The organism is Alcanivorax sp. (assembly GCF_002733835.1).
In the GTDB taxonomy this organism is placed as follows: Bacteria; Pseudomonadota; Gammaproteobacteria; order Pseudomonadales; family Alcanivoracaceae; genus Alcanivorax.
Genome location: NZ_NVWY01000004.1, coordinates 99321 through 124716 on the forward strand (window position 1 = coordinate 99321; position 25396 = coordinate 124716).

Sequence of the window (25396 nt, forward strand, 5' to 3'; positions counted from 1 at the left end):
GACAACCGGGCCTCAGGCTCGGCAAACTGCTTCCCTTATCGACCTCAGTAGCAATGCGCAGCTGCATCACTGGGCGGGTTTAATGGGGCCATCCCAAGCAGACCGCCTGCTGGCTACGTTAAGCCAGACTCTGGATTGGCAACAACCCAAGATTACCGTGTATGGGCGGCAGCACCCAGTCCCGCGGTGAACCGCCTGGCATGGCGATGCCGGGCTGCGCTATCGCTATTCCGGGCATACGCACACGGCAGCGGGCTGGCCTGCCGGGCTATTGCCGGTCAAGGCCGCGATCGAACGCGTCACCGGAAAAACCTTTAACAGTGTGCTGGCCAATCTGTACCGTAGTGGTGACGACTGCATGGGTTATCACAGCGATAACGAACCGGAGCTGGGCCATACACCTTGGGTGGCGTCCTACAATCTGGGCGCTTGCCGGGAGCTGACTTTTCGGCCGAAAGGCCCGGGCAGCCAGCGCCAGTGCCTGAGTGTGCCACTACATCATGACGATCTTTTGTTGATGTCGCCGGGCGTGCAGGCCAGCTTCGAACACGCCCTGCCCCGCCGCCGCAACCGCCCGGCCCCGCGTATCAACCTGACCTTCCGTTATATTGTTCCTGACCATGCCGTTCAGGCAAAAAACAGGTAGCTCAGGAAAATGGCGCTGACCAGGCCGGCGGCATCTGCCGCCAGCCCGCACCACAGCGCATAACGGAAATCACGGATGCCGACACTGCCGAAATAGACGGTCAATACATAAAAGGTGGTTTCCGTAGAGCCCTGCATCACCGCCGCCATCCGCCCGGCCAGCGAATCCACCCCATGGGTCTGCATCACATCCACCATGGCGGCCCGCGCCCCGGAACCGCTCAAGGGCTTAAGCAGCGCCACGGGCAGTGCATCCACAAAGCGGGTGTCCAGCCCTAGCGCACCAACCCCGCTGCGAATGCCGTCCAGAAACAAGCCCAGCACGCCCCCGGCCCGCAGCATGGCAATGGCTGCCAGCATGGCCACCAGGTAAGGAATGATTTTCACCGCAAGCGTGAAGCCTTCCTTTGCCCCTTCGACAAAGGCATCGTAGCTATCCACCCCGGACCGCCAGGCGGCGATAAAGAACACACTCAAGACAAGCAGAAGAATGCCATTGCCCAGCAGGCTGGCGAAGGTGTTGGCGGCCTCTGCCGGGGCCAGTAAAACAACGGCGCCAAGCAAACCCAGAACCGCCAGCCAGAGTCCCATTACCGTGAGCAATAGCGGGCTGGCCAGGGGAAGCTTTTGCACCCTGGCGGTAACAATCACGCCTACCAGGGTGGAAATGGTGGTTGCCATCAGCAAAGGCAGGTACACCAGCGCCGGGTCTTCTGCGCCTTGCTGGGCGCGAAAAAGCAGTACGGTGACCGGAACCAAAGTCACCGATGACGTATTGAGCACCAGAAACATGATCTGGCTGTTGGTGGCGCTGCGCGGGGACGGATTGTCTTTCTGCAGCGACTCCATGGCCTTGAGGCCCAGTGGCGTCGCGGCGTTATCCAGCCCCAGCATATTGGCCGCCAGGTTCATGGACACCGGAGCGGCGGCTTCCGGGGTTCGGGCAATGCCTGGCATGACACGGGCCAGCACCGGCGTCACCCAGCCGGACACCCGATCGGCCAGTCGGCTGGCTTCCGCCAGGCGAAACAGGCCGCTCCACAGGGCCAGCACCCCGATCAAGCCCAGGCTCACTTCAACTGCCAGATCAGCGGATTCCCACAGGGCATTGATAAGGCGCCCCGGTGCCTCCATGTCCCCGGCCATGAGCTGGATCACAGCCCCGGCGATACCCGCCAGGAAAAACAGGCTGAACAGTCTGTGCAAAGTATCTCCCGTGCGCTAGGGTCATAGAATTACGCCGATAGACGGCGCCAGGCACTGCAACTTCGTGCCATCACGATAGTCTACCCCGATAGCCGGCGATTCAACCCTGAATGACCGCTCCCGGGCTGTCGGCTATACTGAAAAAAACTGTTTGAGAGCCAGTATGTCATTACTCCGTAAGCTGTTCCCTCTTGCCCTTGCACTGTTGTTGCTGGGTGGGGCAATCAAAGGCGGCGGCGCCCTTCACGACTCATCGCCGGATATTCAGGGCGACCTGAAGCCGACGGAAGAGCAACTGGAAGCGGCTGAAGAAATTGCTGACAAGCTCAAGTATCACTATCGCCAGCTGGATTTCGACGATCAGCTTTCCGAACAGGTGCTGCAGCGCTACCTGAAAGACCTGGATCCCAATCGTCTGTATTTCCTGGCATCCGACATCAAGGACTTCCAGCGCTATAACGAGATCCTGGATGACCAGCTACGCAAGGGTCAGCTGGAAGGCGGTTATACCATTTTCAATCGCTTCCAGCAGCGCCTGGAAGAGCGCCTGACCTGGTCACTGGAAACCATCGCCAATGACCTGGATTCGCTGACCTTCGACAGCAAAGAGTCGGTAAGAGTGGATCGTGAGAATGCCCCCTGGGCCAAGGACAAGGCGGCGCTGGATGAAATCTGGCAGCGCCAGCTGAAAAATGCGGTGCTCTCCATGCGCCTCAACGATTCCAGTGCGGAAGATATCGAAACGCGGCTCACTCGTCGCTACGAAAGCCAGTTGAAGCGGATCAAGCAGAATACTCCTGAGGATGTATTCCAGGTATACATGAATGCGCTGACGCAGACATTTGATCCCCACACCACCTACTTCACCCCGCACAATTCGAAAAACTTCGATATCAGCATGAGCCGCTCACTGGAAGGCATTGGTGCGGTACTGCAATACGAAGACGGCTACACCAAGGTGGTGCGTCTGGTGCCTGGTGGTCCAGCAGCCAAAGGCGGCCAACTGAAGCCTGCGGACCGCATTGTGGGTGTCTCCCAGGATGAAGAAGAGCCGGTTCCAGTGATCGGCTTGCGCCTGGATGAAGTGGTCGACCAGATCCGTGGCCCCAAGGGCACCAAAGTCAATCTGGAAATTATCCCCGCCGGCAGCCCCAGCGAGCATGACACTCGCACCATCACCATTGTGCGCAACAAGGTGGTGCTGGAAGAACAGGCCGCCAAGAAAGACATTATCCACGTTGATCGCAATGGTCAGGACCTGAAACTGGGCATTATCGAAATCCCCGCGTTCTATCTGGATTTCGACGCCTACCACCGCGGCGACCCGAAATACACCAGCACCACCAGCGATGTGGCCAAACTGCTGGTCGAGCTGCGCAAGGAAAATATCGATGGTCTGGTCATCGATCTGCGTAACAACGGCGGCGGCTCGCTGCTGGAAGTTAACAAGCTGGTCAGCCTGTTTATTAATCGGGGCCCCACCGTACAGGTTCGCGAATCCAGTGGCAGGGTCAGCGTCGAAGGCGACAAATTCCCCGGCGTCCTGTACGCCGGCCCCATGGCTGTTATGGTGAACCGCTACAGCGCCTCGGCATCGGAGATTTTTGCGGGCGCCATGCAGGACTATGGCCGCGCGCTGATCGTCGGCGACCAGACATACGGCAAAGGCACCGTGCAAACCCTGCTGGATCTCAATCATGGCAAGCTGAAGATGACCAATGCCAAGTTCTATCGGGTGTCGGGCTCCAGCAACCAGAACCTGGGCATCGTACCGGACGTGGGTTTGCCCTCCCTGGTAGACAAGGATGACGTGGGGGAAAGCTCTCTGCCCAACGCCCTGCCCTGGGATGAAATCAAATCAGCCAATTTCCAGCGTGTCACTGACCTGGTGCCATTCCTGCCACAACTGCGCCAGCGCCATGAAGAACGCACGGATAGCGACCCGGAATTCATCTACGTGCATTCTCTGCGCAAACTGCTCGACGTGAACCGCAACCGTACTGAGCTGTCGCTGAACGAGAAAACACGCACTCAAATGCAGACCGAGTTCGACAAGGAACGGCTGGCCATCGAAAACAGCCGTCGCCAGGCCCGTAATGAAGATCCCCTTGAAAGCATCAAGGCGCTGCGCACACTGGAAGAACAGCGGGCGCTGGATCCGGAAAGCCATGATGAAGCCATGGACGAAGACCCCTACGTTCGCGAAACTGGTGAAATTCTGGTGGATTACATGGATTTGCTGCGGGAAAACCAGGTTGCCCGCAAAGGCTGATTTCAGCCAACGCACAGACCATGGAAATAAAAACCGGCTTTATAGCCGGTTTTTTTGTGGCGCGCCTTGGCCACATCGCGATGCTAACAGCGTACTCGTCAGGCCAGTGCCTTAAAGCCCCATCGTGCCGGGTTATCGCCCAGTCCAGCTTTCAGGGTGCGCCTGCCCAGCTGGTGATTAAAGCCTTCCAGTGCCCGCTTGGCCGGGTCCGGCAACAAGCGCAAGCCGAAACTGGCTGTGGTGATCGCCGTCTTCACCACCCTGACGGCGGCAGAGGCAGGAATGGTGCTGTGAATATTCAGATCATCTGCCACCTGGTCACCGATCAGGTAGCGACTGAACGCCAGCAGTACATCATAGGAAAGATTAAAGGGCGGCTTGCCGGACATGTCCTTGAGCAAGGCCTTGGCCAGGGATTCACTGTCCGGCGTGGGATCATAGAGATGCGAAGTCAGCTGCATAGCCAGCACGCTCTGCTCTTCCAGTGTGCTGGTCAGCAAGGCCTCATTCACGCCCAGCAAATATCCGGCATAGCGCCAGAAATAATGCATGGACTCATGTTCGCGCCTGGAAATCGGCAGCCCGAGACGCTTGAGCCCCCGGACCACCATAAAATCAAACTCCAGCACCGTACCGGCCATGTCTTCCTGATTGATCGGCAGGTCATACTTTTCATTGTCCCAGCGCGGATTATTGGCCAGGAATTGCCGGACCGCCGCATGTAGCAGCCGGACTTCCATCAGGGTTCGGTGCCCCAGCCCGCCGGGCCGAATGCCGTCATCCCCGACGATGTTGTGCAGCATCTGCCCGGTTTCATAGATCCGCCGGGATACATCCTTCTGTAGTCGTCCGGTGGCCACCAGCACCTGGGAGGGCTTGTTGTGGGCGTACCCTTCGACCAGGCTGGAGCACATCAGCACTAGCCCCTGTAGCGCCCCATTGCGACGATACATGCGCCGGCCCAGCTCCATTTCCTCGAAATCCACCCAGCTCGGTACCGTATAGCAATGATCCAGAAAGGCCTGGAAATCTCCCCCTTCCGTTTCAGCCCGCCGCTCCACTTCATCAAGCAACCCGGACGGGCGGGTGAATTTAATCTGTGCGGCGCAGCGATCGGCCAGCGGATCCTGCACCTGACGCCAGGCATTGAGCTTGTCGTGGGAATAGCGGTCCCACCAGATCCTTTCCTGGGGTGACTGTGGACCTTTTGCAAAACGGGTTAATTCCTGCGGCGTTGCCATGCATACCTCTTGATTATTGGTCTATTCAGAACCCATGTCAGAACTCACGGGTTCTGAATAGAACTTAGGTTAGCAGGCGGTTGCGGTCAATACACTAAACAGCGGAATCTGTTACCCCCTCGAGTAACGTATTGATAAGCCACTGAGGTGCATCCAGAGGCAGATCATGCCCCGCTTCAGCATGCATTTTCAGTGGCAGCTGCCAGGCGGCGGCCAGCCGCCGGGAGCAGCTGGGGCTGACCAGGCGATCCCCTTGCCCGTTAACAATGATTACCGGCACTGAATCCGGCAGCGCCACCGGTGCCCGGAAACGCATGGCAGCCAGAAGCTGGCGCAGGCTGTTACTGAGCGAAACCGGCTGCGAGGCGGCATAGTCAGCCCATTTTTCCGCCAGGGCGTGCAGAAAATCACGTTCGCGCATATTCGAGGTAATCTCGAGGATGGCGGTCTCTTTGCGCAGGGTGTCGCGGCTAAGCACGGCCTCTCGCAACAGTCGGCGGTAATTCATGGGTCGCAAGCGCTGCCAAAAAGGACTGAAACGACTGGCACTGGTGTTGATCAGGCCGGCAAACGCGATTTCATGGGGCGCCTGGCAAAGCCACTGCACCGCCATCATCGCCCCCAGCGACAGCGCCACCACATGATAAGGGCCACTGTGTCCTTGGGCGTGCAGTTGTTCGCGGGCATGGGCCACCATGGCCGCAATCCGCGTCGGGCTGCGTTCCTGCCAGAATTCACCGTTACCGGGCAGGTCCAGTGTAATCACCGTGTCCTGTGGCACCGCCGCCTGAAACTGCTCCGGGAACGTCTCCCAATGCCGCTTTTCACGAACCAGGCCTCGCAATAACACCCAGGTTCTCGCCATTTGTTATCTCCTTGGGACAATGACCCGCTTGGTAATACGGGCTAGAATGCCACCGGCTTTCAGGATGGCAAATGGAGTTTCCTCGCGACTATGGCACGTAAAACAGTAAAACGGGTTAAAACAGGTTCTGTGGAGCGACGCTTCTCCATGGCCAAAGCTGGCTTTCTGGCTGGCGCCAAGTACGCCACCGCCAGTGCAGGCACACTGTTCACCGCTAAAGACAAACGTGATGACCGGCGCAAGGAAATTTTGTCCGCCCGCGCCCAGGAACTGGTGGAAGAGCTGGGCAGCCTGAAAGGTTCAGTGGTCAAGATTGGCCAGATGATGGCGCTGTTCGGCGAGCACTTTCTGCCAGAAGAGGTCACCACGGCACTGCATACGCTGGAAAACCAGACAACGGCCCTGGAATGGCCCGCAATCGAGCGGCACCTCAAACGCCAGCTCGGTGAAGTTAAGCTGGCTGAGCTTGAGATTGAAGAGCAACCGCTGGGGGCCGCCTCGCTGGCGCAGGTGCACAAGGCCGTGCGCAAGTCAGATGGCAAGGAACTGTGCCTGAAGATCCAGTATCCCGGCGTGGCTGACGCGATTGATTCCGACATGCGTGCGCTGGTGCGCCTGTTGAAGTTGAGCCGACTGGTGCCCATGACAGAGCAATTCAATATGTGGCTCGATGAAGTGCGCGAGATGCTCAAGCGTGAAGTGGATTATGATCTTGAAGCCCACACCACCCGCCATTTTCGCGCCGCGTTGGCCGATGACACGCGTTTCGTGGTGCCGGAAATTATTCCGGAATTCTCCACCCACAACATCATGTGCATGACCTTCGAGCGTGGTATTGGCGTCAACGATCCTGCCGTCCTTGAGCTGTCCCAGACCCGCCGCAACTTTATCGGCCGCGCCATTATGGAGCTGTGCTGCCGGGAAGTGTTCGAATGGAACAAGATGCAAACGGACCCGAATTTCGGCAACTATCTGCTGCGAATTGGGGAAACCCCGGAGCAGGACCAGATCGTGCTGCTGGATTTCGGCGCCATCCGTGATTTCGACAACGAAGTGCTTGGCCCGGGCCGGGAAATGATTCGCGCCTCCTTCTACCATGACGCTGACCGGCTGATCCGGGCGCTCAACGCCCTGGATTTCCTGGCCCGTAACGCCCCGCGCAAATTGCTTGAGGAGTTCTCCGAACTCTGCTTCGAAGCGGTTGAAGTGTTGCAGGACCCGGACCGTTTCCCGCCCCCGGCCTCCGTGCTCAATGAGAATGGCGAGTACTGCTGGGGCAGGAGCAATCTGCCCAGTCGCATCATGAATCGTGCCGGCCGCAATGCCCTCTCGGTGCATTTCGATGTACCCCCCAAGGAATTCATCTTCCTCGCCCGCAAGCTGCTTGGCGCATACACCTTTTTGCATGTAATCGAGTCGGAGGTCCGTGGCAACACCATCCTTGAGCCTTTCATTCACATGCAGGAAGAGGACGATATCGCCCTTGTTGATCGAAAAACGATCAGTCCGGGCGGGTAATTCCCATGATTACAGGTGCTGACAGGCCAAAACGCTCATTTATCACCCACTTATCGGTGCGATAACCATTTGTCATTTGCCAAGCTGGCACGTGCACAATAAGGTTAGCACCCTGCTCATCGGCCGGTTCACCTGAACCGGCCGTTTTTCGAGGCTTTCAGAGGTTTCGGGTTGCCAATATCCTCCCTCCTGAATAGCCAATTATTTGCGAACCACAGACGGGGGTAACGCAGGTGATTATCGGTGTTCCCAAAGAAATCTGCCCTGGCGAGCAGCGCGTTGCTTTAACGCCTGCCAATGTCAGCGCACTGCTGAAAAAACAAGGTATCGAGATCATCATCGAGCGCGGCGCCGGCGATATTGCCGGTTATCCGGACAGCACTTATGAAGCTGCCGGAGCCAAGCTGGTTGATCGCGATGAGGTATTCTCTTCCGCTCAGGTTGTTCTGCAGGTGCAAACGCCCGGCAGCAACATCAAGAACGGTGACGAGGATCTGAACAAACTGAAGGAAGGCCAGGTGCTGATCGGTATGACCGACCCTTTGGCTAACCCGCAATTTGCCCAGTCCCTGGCGGAAAAGAAAGTTTCCGGCCTGGCGCTTGAGCTGGTACCGCGTATTACCCGCGCCCAGGCCATGGATGTGCTGTCTTCCATGGCCATGATCGCAGGTTACAAGTGCGTGCTGCTCGCCGCGACCGAATCCCAACGCATGTTCCCCATGAACATGACCGCTGCCGGCACCATGAAGCCGTCACGCGTGTTCATCATGGGTGCCGGTGTTGCTGGTCTGCAGGCCTGTGCCACCGCCAAGCGCCTGGGTGCAGTCGTTGAGGCCTACGACGTTCGCCCTGCTGCCCGTGAACAGATCCTGTCTGTTGGCGCCAAGCCGGTCGAGCTTGATCTGGATACCGGCGAAGCGGAAGGCTCCGGCGGTTACGCCAAGGCCCAGGGCGAAGACTTCCTCAAGCGTCAGCGTGAGCTGATGACCGAAGTCGTGAAGGAAATGGACGTGATCGTCACCACCGCGGCCGTTCCCGGCGCCAAGAGCCCGATCCTGGTCACCGAAGACATGGTGAAAGCCATGAAGCCCGGCTCCATTATTGTGGATCTGGCTGCTGAGCGTGGCGGCAACTGCGAACTGACCGAGTCCGGCAAAACAGTAGTGAAGCACGGCGTGACCATCATCGGTCCGGAAAACGTGCCCTCCTCTGTGGCGTTCCATGCCAGCCAGATGTTTGGCAAGAACATGGAAAACCTGCTTAACCTGCTGATCGACGATAACGGCGAGCTGCAGCTGGATTTCGAAGACGAAATCGTTGCCGAAACCGTGATCAGTCACGATGGCGACGTTCCCCAAGCCCGTCTGCGCGACATTCTGGGTCTCCCCGCTCTGGCCAAGCCTGAGCCGGAAGCCGCGGAAGAAGCGTCCGACGCGGACAGCAAGGAGGAAAAGTAATGGATTTCGTAGCCCAACTTACCCTGTTTGTGCTGGCGATCTTCCTCGGTGTGGAACTGATCACCAAAGTTCCGCCGACCCTGCACACCCCGCTGATGTCCGGTTCCAACGCGATTTCCGGTATCACCGTGGTGGGCGCCTTGATTGCGGCCGGGTCTGATTCCGGCATGTTGATCAATGTGCTGGGCTTTGCCGCGGTGGTTCTGGCCACCATTAACGTGATTGGCGGCTTTATGGTCACCAATCGAATGCTGGCGATGTTCAAGAGGAAGTAAACCATGCACGTTTCTCAGAACTGGATTGATATCGCCTACTTGATTTCTGCCTGCCTGTTTGTGCTGGGCATCAAGGGGCTGACCAAGCCGAAAACAGCGGTACGCGGTAACCTGCTGGCAGCAGCCGGTATGGGCGTGGCCGCCGTGGTAACCCTGCTCAACGAGCATATCGTTACCTACGAAGTGATCATTGCCGGCGTCGTTGTCGGTGGCCTGATTGGCGCCATCATGGCCAAGAAGGTTCAGATGACCTCCATGCCGCAGATGATTGCGCTGCTCAACGGTTTTGGTGGCGGTGCCTCCTTTGCTGTTGCCTCAGCGGAATTCTTCCGTGGTTCCGCCAACGATACGGTCTCCATCATCGCCACTGGCGCGGCCGTATTGATTGGTGCTGTTACCCTGACCGGTTCTCTTGTGGCGTTTGCCAAGCTGCAGGAGCTCATCGACGGAAAGCCCATGGGCTTCCCCGGCATGAAGCTGGTTAACGCCATCCTGTTTATTGGTTCTCTCGTCGGTATCGGCTACCTGGTGGTTAACCCGGGTAACGAAATGGTGTTCTGGAGCCTGGTGGCAGCGGCCATGGTGCTGGGCCTGTTCCTGGTGCTGCCGATTGGCGGTGCAGACATGCCTGTTGTGATCGCCCTGCTGAACTCCTACTCCGGTGTGGCAGCCTCTGCGGCCGGTTTCGTCATGGGCAACAGCGCCCTGATCATTACCGGTTCCCTGGTAGGCGCATCCGGCCTGATCCTGACCAGCATCATGTGTAAAGCCATGAATCGCTCTCTCACCAATGTGCTCTTTGGTGTAATGGCGGAAGCAGGCGACGCCGTGGACGAAGACGAAGTCTACGCCGGCAAGGTGAAATCCACCTCCGCAGACGAAGTCGCAATGATGCTGGAAACCGCACGACGCGTGGTTATTGTTCCAGGCTTTGGTCTGGCAATGGCACAGGCGCAGCATGCTGTACGTGAACTGGCTGACACCATGGAAGCCGCCGGTATCGAGGTGGAATACGCGATTCACCCGGTTGCAGGCCGCATGCCTGGTCACATGAACGTACTGCTGGCCGAAGCCGAAGTCCCCTACGACCAGCTCAAGGACATGGACCAGATCAACCCGACCTTCGAGCAGACCGACGTAGCCATCGTGCTGGGCGCCAACGACGTAACCAACCCCATGGCCCGCGAAGACAAAGGCAGCCCGATTTACGGCATGCCCATCCTCAACGTGGACAAGGCCAAGACCGTAGTTGTGGTCAAACGCTCTCTGAGCGCCGGCTTTGCCGGCCTGCCCAACCCGCTGTTCGCCAAGGACAACACCCTGATGTTGTTCGGCGACGGCAAAGGCGCGGTGCTGGATATCACCACCGCCCTGAAGGAAGGCTGATCCACCGCCTTCGCAAAAAAAGGAGCCTTCGGGCTCCTTTTTTTTGGCTCATCGCGGCTTAGAGAGAAGGCCATGATGGCGAGCCCTTCCCACGGAGTTTTGCCCAGAGCCTAACGCCTGATGCCGGATGCCGGATGCCTGACGTCAAACCCCATAGCCTGAGAGGCTGTCGCTATTGCGGCATCTCTTTTGAGGGATGGGCAGGAGGTTCCGGTCGTCCAGCATCTGTCAGGGCGGGACAATGCGACAAGCTCTGAAGCTGGCTGATTGCTCAATTCCGCGATGAACACAAAAAAAGCCCCGACCGTTACCGGCCGGGGCTTTTTTTGTGACGCAGAAAAACCGCTCTACTGCAGGGTGTAAACCACACCGACAGAGAACGTATGATCCGTTTCCTTGGTGCCAGGCGGTACCGAGGAGTTATGTTCCAGCAAGTGGCGCAGGCGCAAGGCAAAGCTGGAATTAATCGCCGTGGTCAAAGACGTTTCAGCCCGTGTATCCGCGCCCTCTTCACCTACCTCGGTAGAGAAATCTTCCTTGAAGGTGGTGTTGTCACTGACGCGCAACTCGTACTTGATACCAATGCGGGCAATCGCATCTTCTTCCGAGTTATGGCAGCTCATATAGGTGTCCTGGGGCTCCAGGCACTTTACGCGATAACCCGGACCGATTTCGGCATCCAGGGTCTGCAGATCCGAATCAATCCAGCGGCGACCCACACCGATGGCATAACTGGCTTCGTAGTGATACCCCGAAAAATTATCTTTCTGGTAGGTCAGCACATTGAAGAGGTAGTTCTTGGCATCTTCGCCAAGCTTACGGTCCAGCTTGTAGGAAGCGAAGTAGTTCTCATCCGTACGGTTGTATTCTTCCGTATCGGGATCCTCTTCCTTCTCGTTATTGGCATCAGCCTTGAAAGTATGACGCCATTTCTCGCTGTCCCGTGCCATATTAACGTTGGCATTGGTAGAGTCGGAATTGGTGTTGCCACGCTTGAACAACAACCCGACACCAATATCACCAGACCACTTTGAAACTTCACTGCCCTCGTCGGTGGCTGCATCTTCTGCAGCCACCGATACCGCCGGAAGCCCGGCGGCCAGCAGCATGGCAGCGATTGTCTTACTGCGCATGAATCACTCCTTAATCGTTTTTGTCGAAATGTACGTCCATCTGCGGGAACGGAATGCCAATGCCAGCTTCGTCAAAGCGACGCTTCACGGTTTCCGTGGTATCCCACAGAACCGGCCAGTAATCCGCGCTATTTACCCAGGGACGGCACAAGAAGTTAACCGAACTATCCGCAAGCTCACCCACGACGATGGTCGGCGCAGGATCCTTGAGCACACGATCATCCGCAGCAAGAACCTCCTGCAGCACCTTTTTCACTACGGAAAGGTCCGCATCGTAAGCGACACCAAAAACCATATCCACTCGACGTGTGGGCTTTTCCGAATAGTTGACGATATTTCCGGACATGATTGCACCGTTGGGCACGGTCAGAACCTTGTTATCCGGGCTGTTCATGATCGTCGCAAAAATACGGATTTCCTTGACCGTGCCAGAGGTTCCCCCCGCCTCCACGTAATGCCCCACGCGAAACGGCTTGAACATGATCAGCATGACGCCCGCAGCAAAGTTACCCAGGGAATCTTTCAAGGCCAGGCCAACAGCCAGGCCGGCGGCACCCAGAATCGCAACCAGGGAGGTCGTCTCTATACCCAGTTGATCCAGGGACGCAATCACTACGAAAACGAACAGCAGAACGTGAACAATGCGCCCCAGGAAAGTGGCGACTGTTTCATCCATGCGCTTGTTCAGCAGCTTTTTTACCCAGCCACTAAGGCGGGCAACAATCCAGCTACCGACAATGAAAATAACCAGTGCCGCCGCAATGCTCCAGGCATAAGGCACCAGATTTTCATTGGCAAAGGTTTCCAGTTGGGTCAGATATTGATCCATTAAGCGTACTCCTCATCCTGTGAGCGCGAATTATGCCCGTTCCTGCGGCAAGCCCAAGCCATGCTGATGCCACCGCGCGGGATTTTACAAAAATTTCATCCACTGGCCGCGAGACATGCCTGCCATTCCGCCACCAAGCCTGCCCAATAATGAAACCTAATGCACCTTATGGCCAGTCTGCTGCCGCCAACAATGCCCTTTTATCGCGATTCCCCCCGGAAAAAGCACCACATATTGGGTATCTGCGCCCTGCCCCGCTATAATGCACGCCCCAATTTCCCGCCCTTGCCGGAGCCATCGATGTCACAGAACCCGCGCGCTCAATTAACTGCCCAACTCAAGGAACGCATCCTGATTCTTGATGGTGGCATGGGCACCATGATCCAGCGCTGCCAGTTCAGTGAAGAGGAATTCCGCGGCAGCCAGTTCGCCGACTGGCCCAGCGACCTGAAAGGCAATAATGACCTGCTCAGCATGACGCAACCTGAGCGAATCAAGGCATTGCACAAGGGCTACCTGGACGCGGGCGCGGATATCATCGAGACCAACTCGTTTAATTCCACGTCCATCGCCATGGCCGATTACGACATGCAGGACCTGGCGCGGGACATCAACGTTGCCGCCGCCCGTGTCGCCCGGGAGGCCGCCGACGAAGCCTCCACACCAGACAAGCCCCGCTACGTGGCCGGGGTGCTTGGCCCCACCAACCGCACCGCCAGTATCAGCCCGGACGTGAACGACCCGGGCTATCGCAACACGAACTTTGATGCACTGGTGAACGCCTATCTGGAGGCCCTGGACGGCCTGGTAGAGGGCGGCATCGACATGGTGCTGATCGAAACCATTTTCGACACCTTGAATGCCAAGGCGGCGGTCTTTGCGGTGGACCAGTACTGCTACGAGAACAATCTGGACTTGCCGGTCATGATATCCGGCACCATCACCGATGCCTCGGGCCGTACCCTCACCGGGCAAACCACCGAGGCCTTCTACAACTCCCTGCGTCACGCCCGCCCAATCAGCTTTGGCCTGAACTGTGCATTGGGGCCCATGGAGTTGCGTCCGTACATCGAAGAGCTGTCGCGCATTTCCGAAACTTATGTTTCCGCCCACCCCAACGCCGGGCTGCCCAACGAAATGGGTGAATATGACCTGGATCCGTTCACCATGGCAAAAGAAGTCCGCGCCTGGGCAGAGAAAGGCTTTCTGAACATTATCGGTGGTTGCTGCGGGACTACCCCGGAGCACATCGCCGCCATGGCGGAGGCTGTTGAAGGTCTGGCGCCACGCCAGCTCCCGGACATTGAAGTGGCATGCCGCCTGTCCGGCCTGGAACCCTGCACCATCGCCAAGGATTCCCTGTTCGTGAATGTGGGCGAACGGACCAATGTGACCGGGTCCAAACGATTCCTGCGCCTGATCAAGGAAGAGGACTACGATGCCGCGCTGGACGTGGCCCGCGACCAGGTGGAGAACGGCGCCCAGATCATCGATATCAACATGGATGAGGGGATGCTGGAATCCGCCGAGTGCATGGTGAAGTTCCTCAATCTGGTGGCCTCAGAACCGGAAATCTCCAAAGTGCCGATCATGATCGACTCCTCCAAGTGGGAAGTGATCGAGGCCGGGCTGAAATGCATCCAGGGCAAGGGGGTGGTGAACTCCATCTCCATGAAGGAAGGCGAAGAGGCCTTTCTTCATCAGGCGCGCCTATTGCGGCGTTACGGTGCTGCCGTGATCGTCATGGCTTTCGATGAGGAAGGCCAGGCAGATACCCGTGAGCGCAAGGTGGAAATTTGCACCCGTGCCTACAAATTGCTCACCGAAGAAGTGGGTTTCCCGCCGGAAGACATTATTTTCGACCCCAACATCTTCGCCATTGCCACCGGGATCGAAGAGCACAACAACTACGCCGTGGATTTCATTGAAGCGGTGGGCGACATCAAGCGCACCCTGCCCCACGCCATGATTTCCGGCGGGGTCTCCAATGTGAGTTTCTCTTTCCGGGGCAACGACACGGTTCGTGAAGCCATCCACGCAGTGTTCCTCTATTACGCCATCAAAAACGGCATGGACATGGGGATCGTCAATCCCACCATGTTGGCCATTTATGCGGACATTCCCGAAGAACTGCGCAACGCAGTGGAAGATGTGGTGCTCAACCGCCACGAAGACGGCACCGAAGTGTTGCTGGATCTTGCCGAGAAATACCGGGGTAGCGGCGGCGAGAAAGCCAAAAAGGAAGATCTGGCCTGGCGTGAATGGGCCGTCGAAAAGCGCCTTGAGCATGCCCTGGTGAAAGGCGTTGCCGACTACGTGGAAGAAGACACCGAGCTGGCCCGCCAGAATGCCGCCCGCCCGCTTCACGTCATCGAAGGCCCCTTGATGGATGGCATGAACGTGGTCGGCGACCTGTTTGGCGAAGGCAAGATGTTCCTGCCCCAGGTGGTCAAATCCGCCCGGGTCATGAAGAAGGCAGTCGCCTACCTGATGCCCTTCATGGAGAAGGAAAAGGAAGAGCTGGGCACCCAGGATGAAGCCAACGGCAAAATCCTGATGGCCACCGTGAAAGGCGATGTGCACGACATCGGCAAGAACATTGTTGGCGTGGTGCTGCAATGTAATGGCTATGACGTGGTGGACCTGGGCGTCATGGTGCCTTGCGAGACTATTCTCGAGGTAGCCAAAGAAGAAAATGTGGACATCATTGGCCTCTCCGGGCTGATTACCCCCTCGCTGGAAGAAATGGTGCATGTGGCCAGCGAGATGCAGCGCCTGGAAATGGACCTGCCGTTGATGATTGGCGGTGCTACCACCAGCCGCATTCATACCGCGGTGAAGATTGATCCGGCCTATGACAAGGCCGTGGTCCATGTTGCTGATGCCTCCCGTGCCGTCGGCGTGGCCTCCAGGCTGCTCTCCAAAACGGCCAAGGACGACTTTGTCTCCGAACTCAAGGAAACCTACGAGGCACTGCGCGTCCGGCGCAAACAACAGCAGGTGGACCGCAGCCTGATTTCCATTGATCAGGCCCGGGAGCATCGATTCCAGCCTGACTGGAGTGATTACACGCCGCCCGAGCCCAAGGTGAAAGGCCTGAAGGTGCTGGACGATTATCCATTGGATGATCTGGTGCAACGCATCGACTGGACGCCCTTCTTCCGTGCCTGGGAGCTGGCCGGCAAATTCCCCAAGATCCTCGACGATGAAGTGGTCGGCGCAGAAGCTACCAAGCTCTACCGGGATGCCCGGGAAATGCTTGAGAAAATCATTGAAGAAAAGTGGCTAACTGCCCGTGGTGTAATGGGTTTCTGGCCGGCCAACTCGGATATGGATGATATCCAGCTGTACCGCAACCCGGGTGATGAGCAGCCATTCATGACCCTTCATCACCTGCGCCAGCAGTTGGACCGAAGCAAGAACGACAAGCCGGATTTCTGCCTGAGTGACTTTATCGCGCCCAAGGAAACCGGGCTCACCGACTGGCTGGGTGGCTTTGCGGTTACCGCCGGCATTGGTATCGACGAACATGTCGCCCGCTTCGAAGCCGACCATGATGACTATTCCGCCATCATGCTCAAGGCACTGGCTGACCGGCTGGCGGAAGCGTTCGCCGAGCGCCTGCACGAAAAAGTGCGCAAGGACTACTGGGGCTACGCCAGCGATGAGGCACTGAGCAACCAGGACATGATTAGCGAGAAATATCGAGGCATCCGCCCTGCCCCGGGTTACCCGGCGTGCCCGGACCATACAGAGAAAGCCTTGCTGTGGCAGTTACTGGACCCGGAAACCCATGCCGGCATGACGCTAACCGAAAGCTACGCCATGCTGCCCACTGCGGCTGTATCCGGCTGGTACTTCTCCCACCCACAGGCCAAGTATTTCGGCACCGGCAAACTGGCAAAGGACCAGATGGACGACTACGCCGCACGCAAAGGCATGACACGCAAGGAGATCGAACGGATGGTGCCCCACCTGCTGGGCTACATGGACGAGGACTAGGCCCTCAGGCTGTTCAGAGAAATGCGGGGATCGTTGCCGGAAAGGCGGTTCCCGCATTCAATCTGCATCCTCAGCAGGAAGCGTAAAGCGCGGCTCCCATACGCTGGCATCAATCACTTCGCGGTAGGCATGCCAGGTGGCATAGCCAAGCACCGGAAGCAGCACCACCAGCGCCAGGTAGGCCGTTAACAAGCCCACCAGCAGGCAAACACCAATCAGGCAGGCCCACACAAACAGCGCCGGTTTATTGCGTAGCACCGCGTTGGTGCTGGTAATCACCCCGGTCACCATGTCCGTCTTGCGATCCATGATCATGGGCAGTGAAAACACGCTGGCGGTGAAAACGATGGCGCAGAACAAGGCGCCCACACTGCTGCCCACCCCGAAGAACAGCAGTACATTCTCCAGGTGCCACTCATTAACCGGGTAAAAGATATAAATCAGATTCGCCGCCCGGGCCCACACCAGAAACACCACTACCAGAATCACGGTAAAGGTAAGGGCGTCACCCATGCAGGCCCGCGCCTGCCGTAAACTCTCAAGCAAGCTGGGCTTGCGCCCTTGCTGCAGCTGGATGCTGATATCGTAGAGATTGAGCGCCAACAGCGGCCCAAGAAAGACAAAGCCGGAAAGCAGGCCCAGATACAGGCCCATATTACCGAACCACCAAGTGGCGGCACTGATCAGGTAGCTGATGACGAACATGATGCCGCCATACACCAGGCTTGGCCCCGGCGCCGCCCGAAAGTCCCGCCATCCCTTGCGCAGCCAGCGCAGTGGCGCGCGGGTATCGACCGTGTGGCATGGGGCCACAAACGGGCGAGTGTCTTCTTCCTGATTCGGTGGTTGCTTCATGGAACCTGCCTCTGTGGGACAAGAACAACACGTGAGCCCTGCACTTTTCGCCTTCCAGCCCGATCGTCCTAGCTGGCGTTATCGTCATCCATAACCGGAGCGACATCAAGCTGGCCCTGGGTGGCATCCAGGGTTGCCTGCAGATTGTCCTGCACGCTATGCATGACATCACTGGCAGACCAGATGGCAGGAATGCCATAGGTCACCGCCAGGCTGGCGGCGGCGTTAGCCGGATCCTGCTCGGCAATCACCAGGCCCGCCGCCTGTACCAGCCAGGGCAGCCATGCGGGTTCCACCTGATCCACTACCACGATATCGCCGGGCTGGATCTTGTTCAGGCACCAGGCGCTGCATACCCGCCGGATCGGCCCTTCCGCAGAACCATCAACCAATGGCAAGCCGCGCAACAATGGGCTGAGGCGCTGCCCGCCGCCGAAACCATAACCCACCTGATCCATCTTCCAGTCCGGTGCGCCTTGCAAGCCATCATCCAGATAACGGAGTTTACGGTCACCAATGACCTCTCTGCCTGCACTGGCTGGCAGCTTTTGCCCCATCCACAGCTGCCAGAGCTCATCAAAATACAGGAAATAGATATCATCCGGGTGCTGCAGCATGCCCTGCTCGACCACGATAGCCCCCATGGAACGCAGCAGACGGCGAAGACGGTTGCCGATGGCAAAACGCAGGCCCCGTGCCGTACGCGCCATACGCAACGCATTGGCGTCCTGCTCACTCGGTTGAGCCAGTTGCCCGTCGCTGACTATCCCCGGTTGTTGCAAGCCATTCAGGGTAGCCGCCTGGGCCGGGCCTTCATTTAATGGCGCGTGCACCGGGTCGGCACCTGGGCGCAGCGAGGTCTCTCGCACCACCTCAAGATCCCCCCGGGCCAATGCTTCCACTGCCTGCAATTCAGCGGGGGTGACCAGCAGCGCTAGCGGTAACGGCGCCCCATAGCGAGGCAGGGCATCGGCGAGGGTCAGATAGGCAAGCTCACCGTCCACCCGACTGAGCGCCTCTCCCATGGCATCCAGTCGCATAAAAGCCCGCCATAGCGCTTCACGGGTAACGTCCGGCTCTTTCCAGTGGAGAATATCCAGGGACAACTGCGTCAGCATCCACCGGTGGCGCCACTGGGTAACGGTGTCGGCAAGGCGCGAACGCAAGCGCACTGGTGTTGCCTCATCATGGACTTCAAGCTGCTGCCAGGCCGGGGGCACAAAGCGTGCTGCGCCTTTGTGTTGTTGCTGGAGTTCGCGAAAAAACGCGCAATTGGTATAGATGTGGCTGTGCTGGCGCCGATAAGGCTCGACCTTGGCCAAACGGCTCCAGCCGGCCTGTTCGACCAGCGGCTCCCAGAAAGCTGCTTTCAGCCAACGGCCCGCGAGGGTGTACCACAGCGGCGTTTCTACCTGATTAAACAGCCCTACTCCGGCACGTCGCGTCCAGGCTTCCTTGGGTTCGGGGAGCGAGCCCACCGGCAACGTCTGCAATAGCCACAGCTGTTCGCCATCAAACACCCACTCACCGGCTTGGGGACGGTCAAAATTTTGTTTGAGCCTGGTGTGGAGTTGTCGCAGCTGGGATTCATCAACCTGTTGGCTTAGTGGCAGTGCGGCCTGCGACGCATGCACCAGTCGCCCGCTGTCATCGAAAATCAATCGCTGACGTTCATTGCTGCCCTCCACCACGCCCTCCACCACCATGTGTGGCAGGTCCTGGCGTAGCGGGTGGCGGGTGAACAACACCCCGGCAGCCTGTTGCCGCGGCAGTGCCTGGATCACCACATGGTCCGGGCCAGGCTCGCGATCGAAAATGCTCCGCAATGCCGCCGCCAGTGATTCATCCGAATCCAGATTCAACAGGCTTTCCCGGCGTGAATCCGCATTCATGGGCCCCTGTTGAAGCACCCAATAACGGTCATCGGTAAACATGCGCGGCAAGGCGCGTAATTGGTGAGTCAGCGACGCGGCAGAACTGTCTGCCACCACGCTGCGGTCAATGCGCCAGCTGGGCGGGATTGGTAACCCCATGGCAGCCCAGCGCTGCAGATTTTCGCCACCCTCAACATCGGCAGTCAGTACTTCAATGCTCATGAGCCGTTTCTTATTGGTCGAAATTGGTCTGTTATATACGCGGCGGATTCTTTAGCGCCACCCCTGCGGCGCAAGCCGTCGCACACCCCACAGGCCCAGCCTGTACAAGACCGGCGTGAGCAGCAATGCCCCCAGAGCGATTACCGCCGCGATCCCGCCAAACAATACCGGGGCCTTCATCAGCGTACTCATCAGTGAGTCTTGCCAATAGAAAAACCATTGATGGTCAGCGGGGAAAATCCATAGATGAAACTGATAAAAAACCTGGGTCGGGCCGGCAATCAGGAACCACGCTAACACAGCCCCCACAGTGAAAACAGTAATGCCAAGCCGCCAGCGCATGGGTGGTGCTTTAAGCCAGACGCAAAGCCAGGCGAGCGGCAACCACAAGGCCAACAACACCCAGAAGAGCACACGCCCCAGATCAATAAAATCGGCCACGTCCTGAAGATGCTGCACTTCAGCATTGTGCAGTAACGGGCGTGGATTCTTCCCCGGTGGCTGGTAATAAATATCAGCCAATCCCGCCCCGCTGTTATGCACGGCATCACGAATTTGCTCAAATGCCTGCCAGTGTTGCTCGGGGGGCAATTGTTCAAACCCGGATTTAAAGCGATTCTGAGGGCCATAAATTTGTATATGTTGGCCAATATCCAGTTGTTGATACCAGAAGCGGTAGCCATAGTTCGACTGGCTATAAAATGCCCAACACAGCGTCACAGCCAAAGAAACAACAATGACAACATAAAAGAACCACACTAAAGTGGCCGCGACCTGGCTTGGTTGAGCCGTTTTTTTCATAACACCCTCACAGTAATAACAGAATAATAAACAGAGGACGTAGCCACATGCGACCGCTCTTCATGTCGATAGCCCTGCTGACGGGCTTTTTTGTGTTATCGGGTTGTACCACCACCCTGCCTCAAACCAATGCGCCGCGCACGATCCAGGCGCAAAAACAGGATTATTACCAGGTGCGCATCCCGACCCGGGACGGCAAAAAACTGGCAGCCACCGTCTACCAGCCTGAGCTTCAGGCCGGGGAAAGCGCCCCGTTGATTATCGCCACTCACGGTTTTGGTGGCTTCCGCGCGAAGCGCCCCATGTCAATTTACGGCAAATCCATCCTCACCGGTGAAGCCGCCATCGCGGCGTGGAAAGCCGGTTACTGGGTGGTCTTCTACGACCAGCGGGGCTGGGGGCAGTCCGATGGCCACGTGCACATGATGGACCCGGACTTTGAAGTCGCGGATCTCAGTAATGTGATCGACTGGTCACTGGGCCACCTTCCCGGCGTCAAACGTATGCCTGACGGTCAGCCCGCCATCGGCATGATTGGCGAGTCTTACGGTGCCGGCTTGCAGACGCTGGCCGCCTTCACCGAACCGCGCCTGCAGGCGCTCGTGCCGCTCACCGGTTGGCACGACATGAACAGTATTGCTCCGAACGGCGAGTTTCGCAGCGCCTGGGGCGCTGTTTTGCTGGGCGTTGGAGGCATTAACAGTGGCTTCGATGTGGGCGTGATGTTTTCGGACCCGTGGCGCAGCGCCTTCGATGGCACCGTCAACCAGGATCTGAAGGACCTGATGTACCAGCGCAGCCCCGCCGCTTTTTGTGACCAGGGCAAATCGCCACACGCCGATGCCCTGTTTATTCAGGGGTTCACCGACACCATGTTTCCGTTCCAGCAGGCAGAGCGCAACTATGAGTGCTGGCAGGAACAAGGGCGCGATGCCCGTATCATCGGCATGCAGGCAGGCCACGTTATGCCCTGGCCCATGCAGCAATGGCGTGGCTGGCTGCCCTTCTATCAGACCGACGACATGGTGCACTGCGGTGATTACAGTGAAACGGCAGTGGATACCATCCTGAACTGGTGGGATGAAAAGCTGCAGGCCGGCGAGAGCCGCGTGCCACAGTATTGCATCAATGTCACTGAAGACCGCGGTATCGCCCTGGATGAGGGGCTGCCGGTCAACAGCACGCAGTACGCTCTGCCCCGCACCAAGGTGACCGTACCACTGGCCGGCGCTTTTGAATGGCTTATGGTCGGCGTAGATACCGGCACGGACCTGTTCCGTGCCATGTGGCCCGGCGCCGATTTGCGTGACATGAAGCCCAATGGCGGCTTTGGGCGCCCCAAGTTCGTGCCCATGTATATCGCCCGTGGTGATGACGAAGTCTTGCTCGGCAAGCCGCGCATTGAACTTAATCTGGGAGGGACTTCCGGCGGGAAAAGCATGCCCGTTTTTGTGGGCCTGGGGATTCAACATGCCAACCGGCGCCGGGTCCATGTGGCCAGTGAACAGCTCACGCCTCTGCCGGAGAAAGGCATTTATGAACTGGAATTACCTGCGGTCAGCCAACCACTGAAAGCTGGCGATCGTATCGGATTGGTGATCTACGGGTTCACCTCCCAGTTCCCGCTGAATTCTGCGTTTCTCGCACGCAATGCCAGCATCAAAGGGGATGTCTGGCTGCCGATCACCCGCGAAGACGTTCTCTCGCTGAAGCCGGATCGCTCATTCTGATACCGGCTCACTGACTGCGTAAGGCACGGCAGCGCTTCGCTGCTGTGCAAAGGCCCCCGCCTCCATGCCGTGCAGGCCTTCGTCAAAATACAGGCTGACCGTAAAGCGCAATTCCTGCGGCTCCGGCCAGCCTTGCAGGGAGTAACCCAGGTTGGGTAACTGACCGGTGAACTGCTCCGGCTCTACCTTGAGGTCACGGTCATCTTCATAGATCAATTCCACCCGCGTCTTCAGTAGTTCATCCGGTACCGTCATGGCTGTCAGCAGTGAAAACTGTTTGCGGCTGTCAAAGAGAATCCAGTTTTCTTCCATGCTGATTTGCTGGCCGGCAAAAGCCTGATCATCAACATCCTTCTTTCCGTCAACCGTAACCGGGTTATCCGCGAACCGGGCGGTATAGACCTTTGCCCCGATCTGCCCATTACCGTCAACGGTCACCGCCACTTCCGGGTCCTTGAGGGTGGCGCGATACAGCTCCGGGATGCGCGCAAAGGTATGCGCTTCGTAATGGGCGGCATAACGCATGGCCTGAACCTGAATCGTCATCACCGGGATACCGGCCAGCACCACCTTGGTACGTAAATGCATGACTGATCGAATTGGGCCGATCAAATGCCCAACCTGTTTGGGGCGCAGGTTATGATTATCCAGTGACATCCGGGTAAAGCGCGAGAGCACCCCGGCGCTCATGCGCATTTTCAGGGTATCAATGATGGAGCCCTCCCCCTGGTAGCCCTGATAACCGAGATAGAGCCAGTTCAGTTCGTTTTCCGGCTCCACGTTCAGCTCATAAAGCGCCGTGCGCGTCATGCCACTATCGACGTCGTGGGCGACGTAATAATCCTGGCTGCGCTGTCTACTGCCTTCGACCAGATAGAAATGGCAATTATTCGCCACCGCGATATCGGCAACGATAGTTCCCCGGGCGGGACGAAGCGTAGCTGGTGCCTGCGGGCCCGCATCCGTGAGCATCATCAAAAGCTGATCTGCCGCATCCAGATGCCCGGCTTCGCCGATCATGGCGAATTGACTCCCCTCAAACCACACCATGCCGTGCTCATCCAGCTCATCGAACTGGTAAGGCACCGGCACAAAACGGCCCTGCTCTACCCGCATGACCGAGAGGGAATCCAGCGTTTTACCCTGGGCGCCGGGAACGTCCTGCCCGGAGAGTTTAACCACCCGGCCACGATCCAGTGGATCAAAGCGGCATTCTGCCTGGGCGGTCAGTGCCGGAATAAAAAGGCCGAGCGCCAGAAACAGGCGTAGGGTCATAGTAATGGTTGCTACCTGGTTGTTTATGCTTGTGTGGCGACTACTTTTGTAGCGTCGCTCGCACCGTGGCGGTACCCGGTTTCTCACCCGGCGTCATTTCCAGATTGGTCAACTGCACGCCCTCTTGCTGGAGGGATTGCAGCCAGAGCACCGTTTGTGAGGCCACCTGATCTTCCATCTGGATTCGTACCGCCCGATTGCCATCGGGAGAAAACCCTTTCAATGTCAGGCCAAACTGGTCGGCGCTGCGACTCACATTGCCGGTCCAGTTTCCGGTCGGCCTGGCTGTTGATGTATCGCCTCGCTGGGCGGCGCTAACAGCGCTGCGGTTATCCTGGATCCACTGCAGTGTTTGCTGATTGGTGACAAAGCGATTCCTGGCCTGGTCCCGCGCTGCCACCGAAGGCGCCCAGATCAACCAGTACAGCACCACCAGAAAAGCCACGGCAGCCAACACCTGCAAGACGCGTTGTTCACGGGGTTCCCGGCTTTCATACCAATTCACGGCCTGGTCGCGCCGTTGTGCCGCCAGTTTTTTCAGTTCCGCCGTATTACTCATCCTGGCTGCTCCACCTTGATACGAGCGCTGACGCCCTGGGCACCATTGCGATAGTTGGCAATCGAGGCTCTCGCGCCCTGCTTCTTCAACGCATTCTGAAGCTGTTCCAGCTGGGCATAATCCTTGGCGCCCACATCCAGCAGCAAGGTGTTATCGCGCTGATCATACTGAAGCCGCTTGGGCTCAACCTTTATCTCTTTCAACACTTGCGCCACCGGCCCCAGAAGCGGAAAAAAACGGGCCTGCCCGCCTTCACTGCTACTTCCCAGGCGGGAAAGCCGCCCCTGGAATTGGCGGCTCAGGGCCGTGGTCGCCTTGTCGCCGGGAAACAGCTGCTCGTAAAGGGCTTTGGCATCGGCAAAGGCCGCCTGCGCAGCCTGCTCATAACGCCACTGTTGTACCCAGATCGCCACCAGGGCCAACACAAACACAGCTGCGGCCAGAATGCTGACGGGCTTCCAGGGCGCAAACGCCGTGTTGCTACCCTTTTTTTGTTTCGGTGCATACGGGCCGGTCAGCAGTTCCTGGCCAGCGCCACCGCGCAGTGCATCCAGAAACGCCGCAGTGCCGGATAAAACGGTGGCGTCGGCAAGGCTGTCACCAAATAGCGCCTGCATGCCGTCACGCTGGTCGGCATCCACCACCAGACAACGGTCCCGGTCTGCCATTAATAGCACCTGCCCACCATCCAGTTCCGCAATCAGAGGAGCCTGGCCCTGTAACCGTTCGGCATCTACCTGAAGCGAGCCGAGTACAGCTCCCTGCTCAGCAGCCCACTGTTCAAGCTGGCTGATCAACTCACGGGCGATGGCGGTCACTTCGTAGTCGTCCCCTGCCCCTTTGCGTGAGACAAACCAAAGCGATTCCGGGCTGTCCAGCATCTGCTCTTCGAGCAGATACGGCAGAACACGCTGTAAATGGCGCGCCTGCTTGCGAGTCAGGGAAACATGGGTTAGCCGGGCAAAGGCCACGCTGATAATGACATGGAGGGTCTGGCCGGCACACTGTTCCAGCGCATCACGCAGGCTAATGGCCTGTACGTCATCGGTTGCGTTGCGCTGCAACAGCACCGGAATTTCAAGATCCGGCTCTGTTCCCCCTGCACCGCTTAAATAAATCAGTGGAGCATCTGCCACGCTGCTGTGTCCTTTCGTTGTTATCTGCGTTGTTATTACTGCATGTGCCGCTGGCTCAGTGTACCAAGGCGAGCATCATTCCACAGTGTCGTTACTGACCATTGCGCCTACTGGG

The 25396-nt window shown here is 58.0% G+C and carries 18 protein-coding genes and 1 pseudogene; 8 read left to right on the top strand and 11 right to left on the bottom strand.

What is annotated here, in order from left to right; genetic code table 11:
* Positions 1-205 precede the first annotated feature (205 nt).
* Positions 206-646, top strand: a pseudogene (locus tag COA55_RS03685) (alpha-ketoglutarate-dependent dioxygenase AlkB); the annotation flags it as partial.
* Here COA55_RS03685 and COA55_RS03690 read toward each other — a convergent pair.
* Positions 628-1851: a nucleoside recognition domain-containing protein gene (locus COA55_RS03690; protein ID WP_290500698.1), complete on the bottom strand. Its 1224-nt coding sequence runs from the start codon at positions 1849-1851 to the stop codon at positions 628-630. The pseudogene COA55_RS03685 and the gene COA55_RS03690 sit on opposite strands and share 19 nt — an antisense overlap.
* A gap of 163 nt (positions 1852-2014) precedes the next feature.
* Between COA55_RS03690 and COA55_RS03695 the strand changes: the two genes are divergently transcribed.
* Positions 2015-4123, top strand: a complete 2109-nt coding sequence (locus COA55_RS03695; RefSeq protein ID WP_290500699.1) for a carboxy terminal-processing peptidase — start codon at positions 2015-2017, stop codon at positions 4121-4123.
* A gap of 98 nt (positions 4124-4221) precedes the next feature.
* On the opposite strand, the gene COA55_RS03700 is transcribed toward COA55_RS03695, so the two are convergent.
* Together COA55_RS03700 and COA55_RS03705 are read right to left on the bottom strand one after the other, a co-directional pair.
* Complete coding sequence (locus COA55_RS03700; RefSeq protein WP_063519406.1) at positions 4222-5364, bottom strand: oxygenase MpaB family protein; 1143 nt, start codon at positions 5362-5364, stop codon at positions 4222-4224.
* A 94-nt stretch (positions 5365-5458) separates the two neighbouring features.
* Complete coding sequence (locus COA55_RS03705) at positions 5459-6229, bottom strand: alpha/beta hydrolase (RefSeq protein ID WP_290500700.1); 771 nt, start codon at positions 6227-6229, stop codon at positions 5459-5461.
* A 90-nt stretch (positions 6230-6319) separates the two neighbouring features.
* Here COA55_RS03705 and COA55_RS03710 point away from each other — a divergent pair, with 90 nt between their 5' ends.
* From COA55_RS03710 to COA55_RS03725, 4 genes are all read left to right on the top strand, one after another.
* Positions 6320-7747 carry an AarF/ABC1/UbiB kinase family protein gene (locus tag COA55_RS03710; protein WP_290500701.1) on the top strand — a complete coding sequence of 476 codons (1428 nt, stop codon included), beginning with the start codon at positions 6320-6322 and terminating at the stop codon, positions 7745-7747.
* Positions 7748-7980: 233 nt separating this feature from the next.
* The gene (locus tag COA55_RS03715) at positions 7981-9204 is read left to right on the top strand and encodes a Re/Si-specific NAD(P)(+) transhydrogenase subunit alpha (RefSeq protein WP_063519403.1); all 1224 of its coding nucleotides are present in this window, start codon (positions 7981-7983) and stop codon (positions 9202-9204) included.
* A complete protein-coding gene (locus COA55_RS03720; protein ID WP_007151153.1) occupies positions 9204-9479 on the top strand; it encodes an NAD(P) transhydrogenase subunit alpha in 276 nt (91 codons plus the stop codon). The genes COA55_RS03715 and COA55_RS03720 overlap by 1 nt, the downstream gene beginning before the upstream one ends.
* A gap of 3 nt (positions 9480-9482) precedes the next feature.
* Positions 9483-10865: an NAD(P)(+) transhydrogenase (Re/Si-specific) subunit beta gene (locus COA55_RS03725; RefSeq protein WP_063519402.1), complete on the top strand. Its 1383-nt coding sequence runs from the start codon at positions 9483-9485 to the stop codon at positions 10863-10865.
* 347 nt (positions 10866-11212) lie between these two features.
* Here COA55_RS03725 and COA55_RS03730 read toward each other — a convergent pair whose 3' ends face one another.
* On the bottom strand, positions 11213-11998 hold the full coding sequence (locus COA55_RS03730; RefSeq protein ID WP_063518940.1) for a DUF481 domain-containing protein: 786 nt from the start codon (positions 11996-11998) through the stop codon (positions 11213-11215).
* A 10-nt stretch (positions 11999-12008) separates the two neighbouring features.
* Entirely contained in the window at positions 12009-12827 is an 819-nt protein-coding gene (locus COA55_RS03735; RefSeq protein ID WP_063518939.1) for a mechanosensitive ion channel domain-containing protein, read from the bottom strand.
* A 300-nt stretch (positions 12828-13127) separates the two neighbouring features.
* Between COA55_RS03735 and metH the strand changes: the two genes are divergently transcribed.
* On the top strand, positions 13128-16829 hold the full coding sequence (gene metH / locus COA55_RS03740; RefSeq protein ID WP_063518942.1) for a methionine synthase: 3702 nt from the start codon (positions 13128-13130) through the stop codon (positions 16827-16829).
* Between the two features lie 57 nt (positions 16830-16886).
* Here the strand turns inward: metH and COA55_RS03745 are convergent, their stop codons facing one another.
* The 3 genes from COA55_RS03745 to COA55_RS03755 all read right to left on the bottom strand — a co-directional run bounded on the left by COA55_RS03745 (position 16887) and on the right by COA55_RS03755 (position 20581).
* Positions 16887-17684, bottom strand: coding sequence for a DUF2189 domain-containing protein (locus COA55_RS03745; protein WP_290500702.1), 798 nt, complete (start codon positions 17682-17684; stop codon positions 16887-16889).
* A 68-nt stretch (positions 17685-17752) separates the two neighbouring features.
* Positions 17753-19780 carry a PEP-utilizing enzyme gene (locus COA55_RS03750; protein ID WP_290500703.1) on the bottom strand — a complete coding sequence of 676 codons (2028 nt, stop codon included), beginning with the start codon at positions 19778-19780 and terminating at the stop codon, positions 17753-17755.
* Between the two features lie 51 nt (positions 19781-19831).
* Positions 19832-20581 (bottom strand): DUF1461 domain-containing protein, encoded by a 750-nt coding sequence (locus tag COA55_RS03755; RefSeq protein WP_290500704.1) that lies wholly within the window; start codon positions 20579-20581, stop codon positions 19832-19834.
* 47 nt (positions 20582-20628) lie between these two features.
* On the opposite strand from COA55_RS03755, the gene COA55_RS03760 reads away from it, so the two are divergent.
* Positions 20629-22311 carry a CocE/NonD family hydrolase gene (locus COA55_RS03760; protein ID WP_290500705.1) on the top strand — a complete coding sequence of 561 codons (1683 nt, stop codon included), beginning with the start codon at positions 20629-20631 and terminating at the stop codon, positions 22309-22311.
* Here the strand turns inward: COA55_RS03760 and COA55_RS03765 are convergent.
* Genes COA55_RS03765 through gspL form a run of 3 tightly spaced genes read right to left on the bottom strand, consistent with a single transcriptional unit; the run spans position 22303 to position 25281 of the window.
* The gene (locus tag COA55_RS03765) at positions 22303-23586 is read right to left on the bottom strand and encodes a hypothetical protein (protein WP_290500706.1); all 1284 of its coding nucleotides are present in this window, start codon (positions 23584-23586) and stop codon (positions 22303-22305) included. The two genes, COA55_RS03760 and COA55_RS03765, sit on opposite strands and share 9 nt — an antisense overlap.
* Before the next feature lie 40 nt (positions 23587-23626).
* Positions 23627-24145, bottom strand: coding sequence for a type II secretion system protein M (locus tag COA55_RS03770; protein WP_290500707.1), 519 nt, complete (start codon positions 24143-24145; stop codon positions 23627-23629).
* Positions 24142-25281: a type II secretion system protein GspL gene (gene gspL / locus COA55_RS03775; RefSeq protein WP_290500708.1), complete on the bottom strand. Its 1140-nt coding sequence runs from the start codon at positions 25279-25281 to the stop codon at positions 24142-24144. Before gspL ends, COA55_RS03770 begins: the two co-directional genes overlap by 4 nt.
* Between the last annotated feature and the right edge of the window lie 115 nt (positions 25282-25396).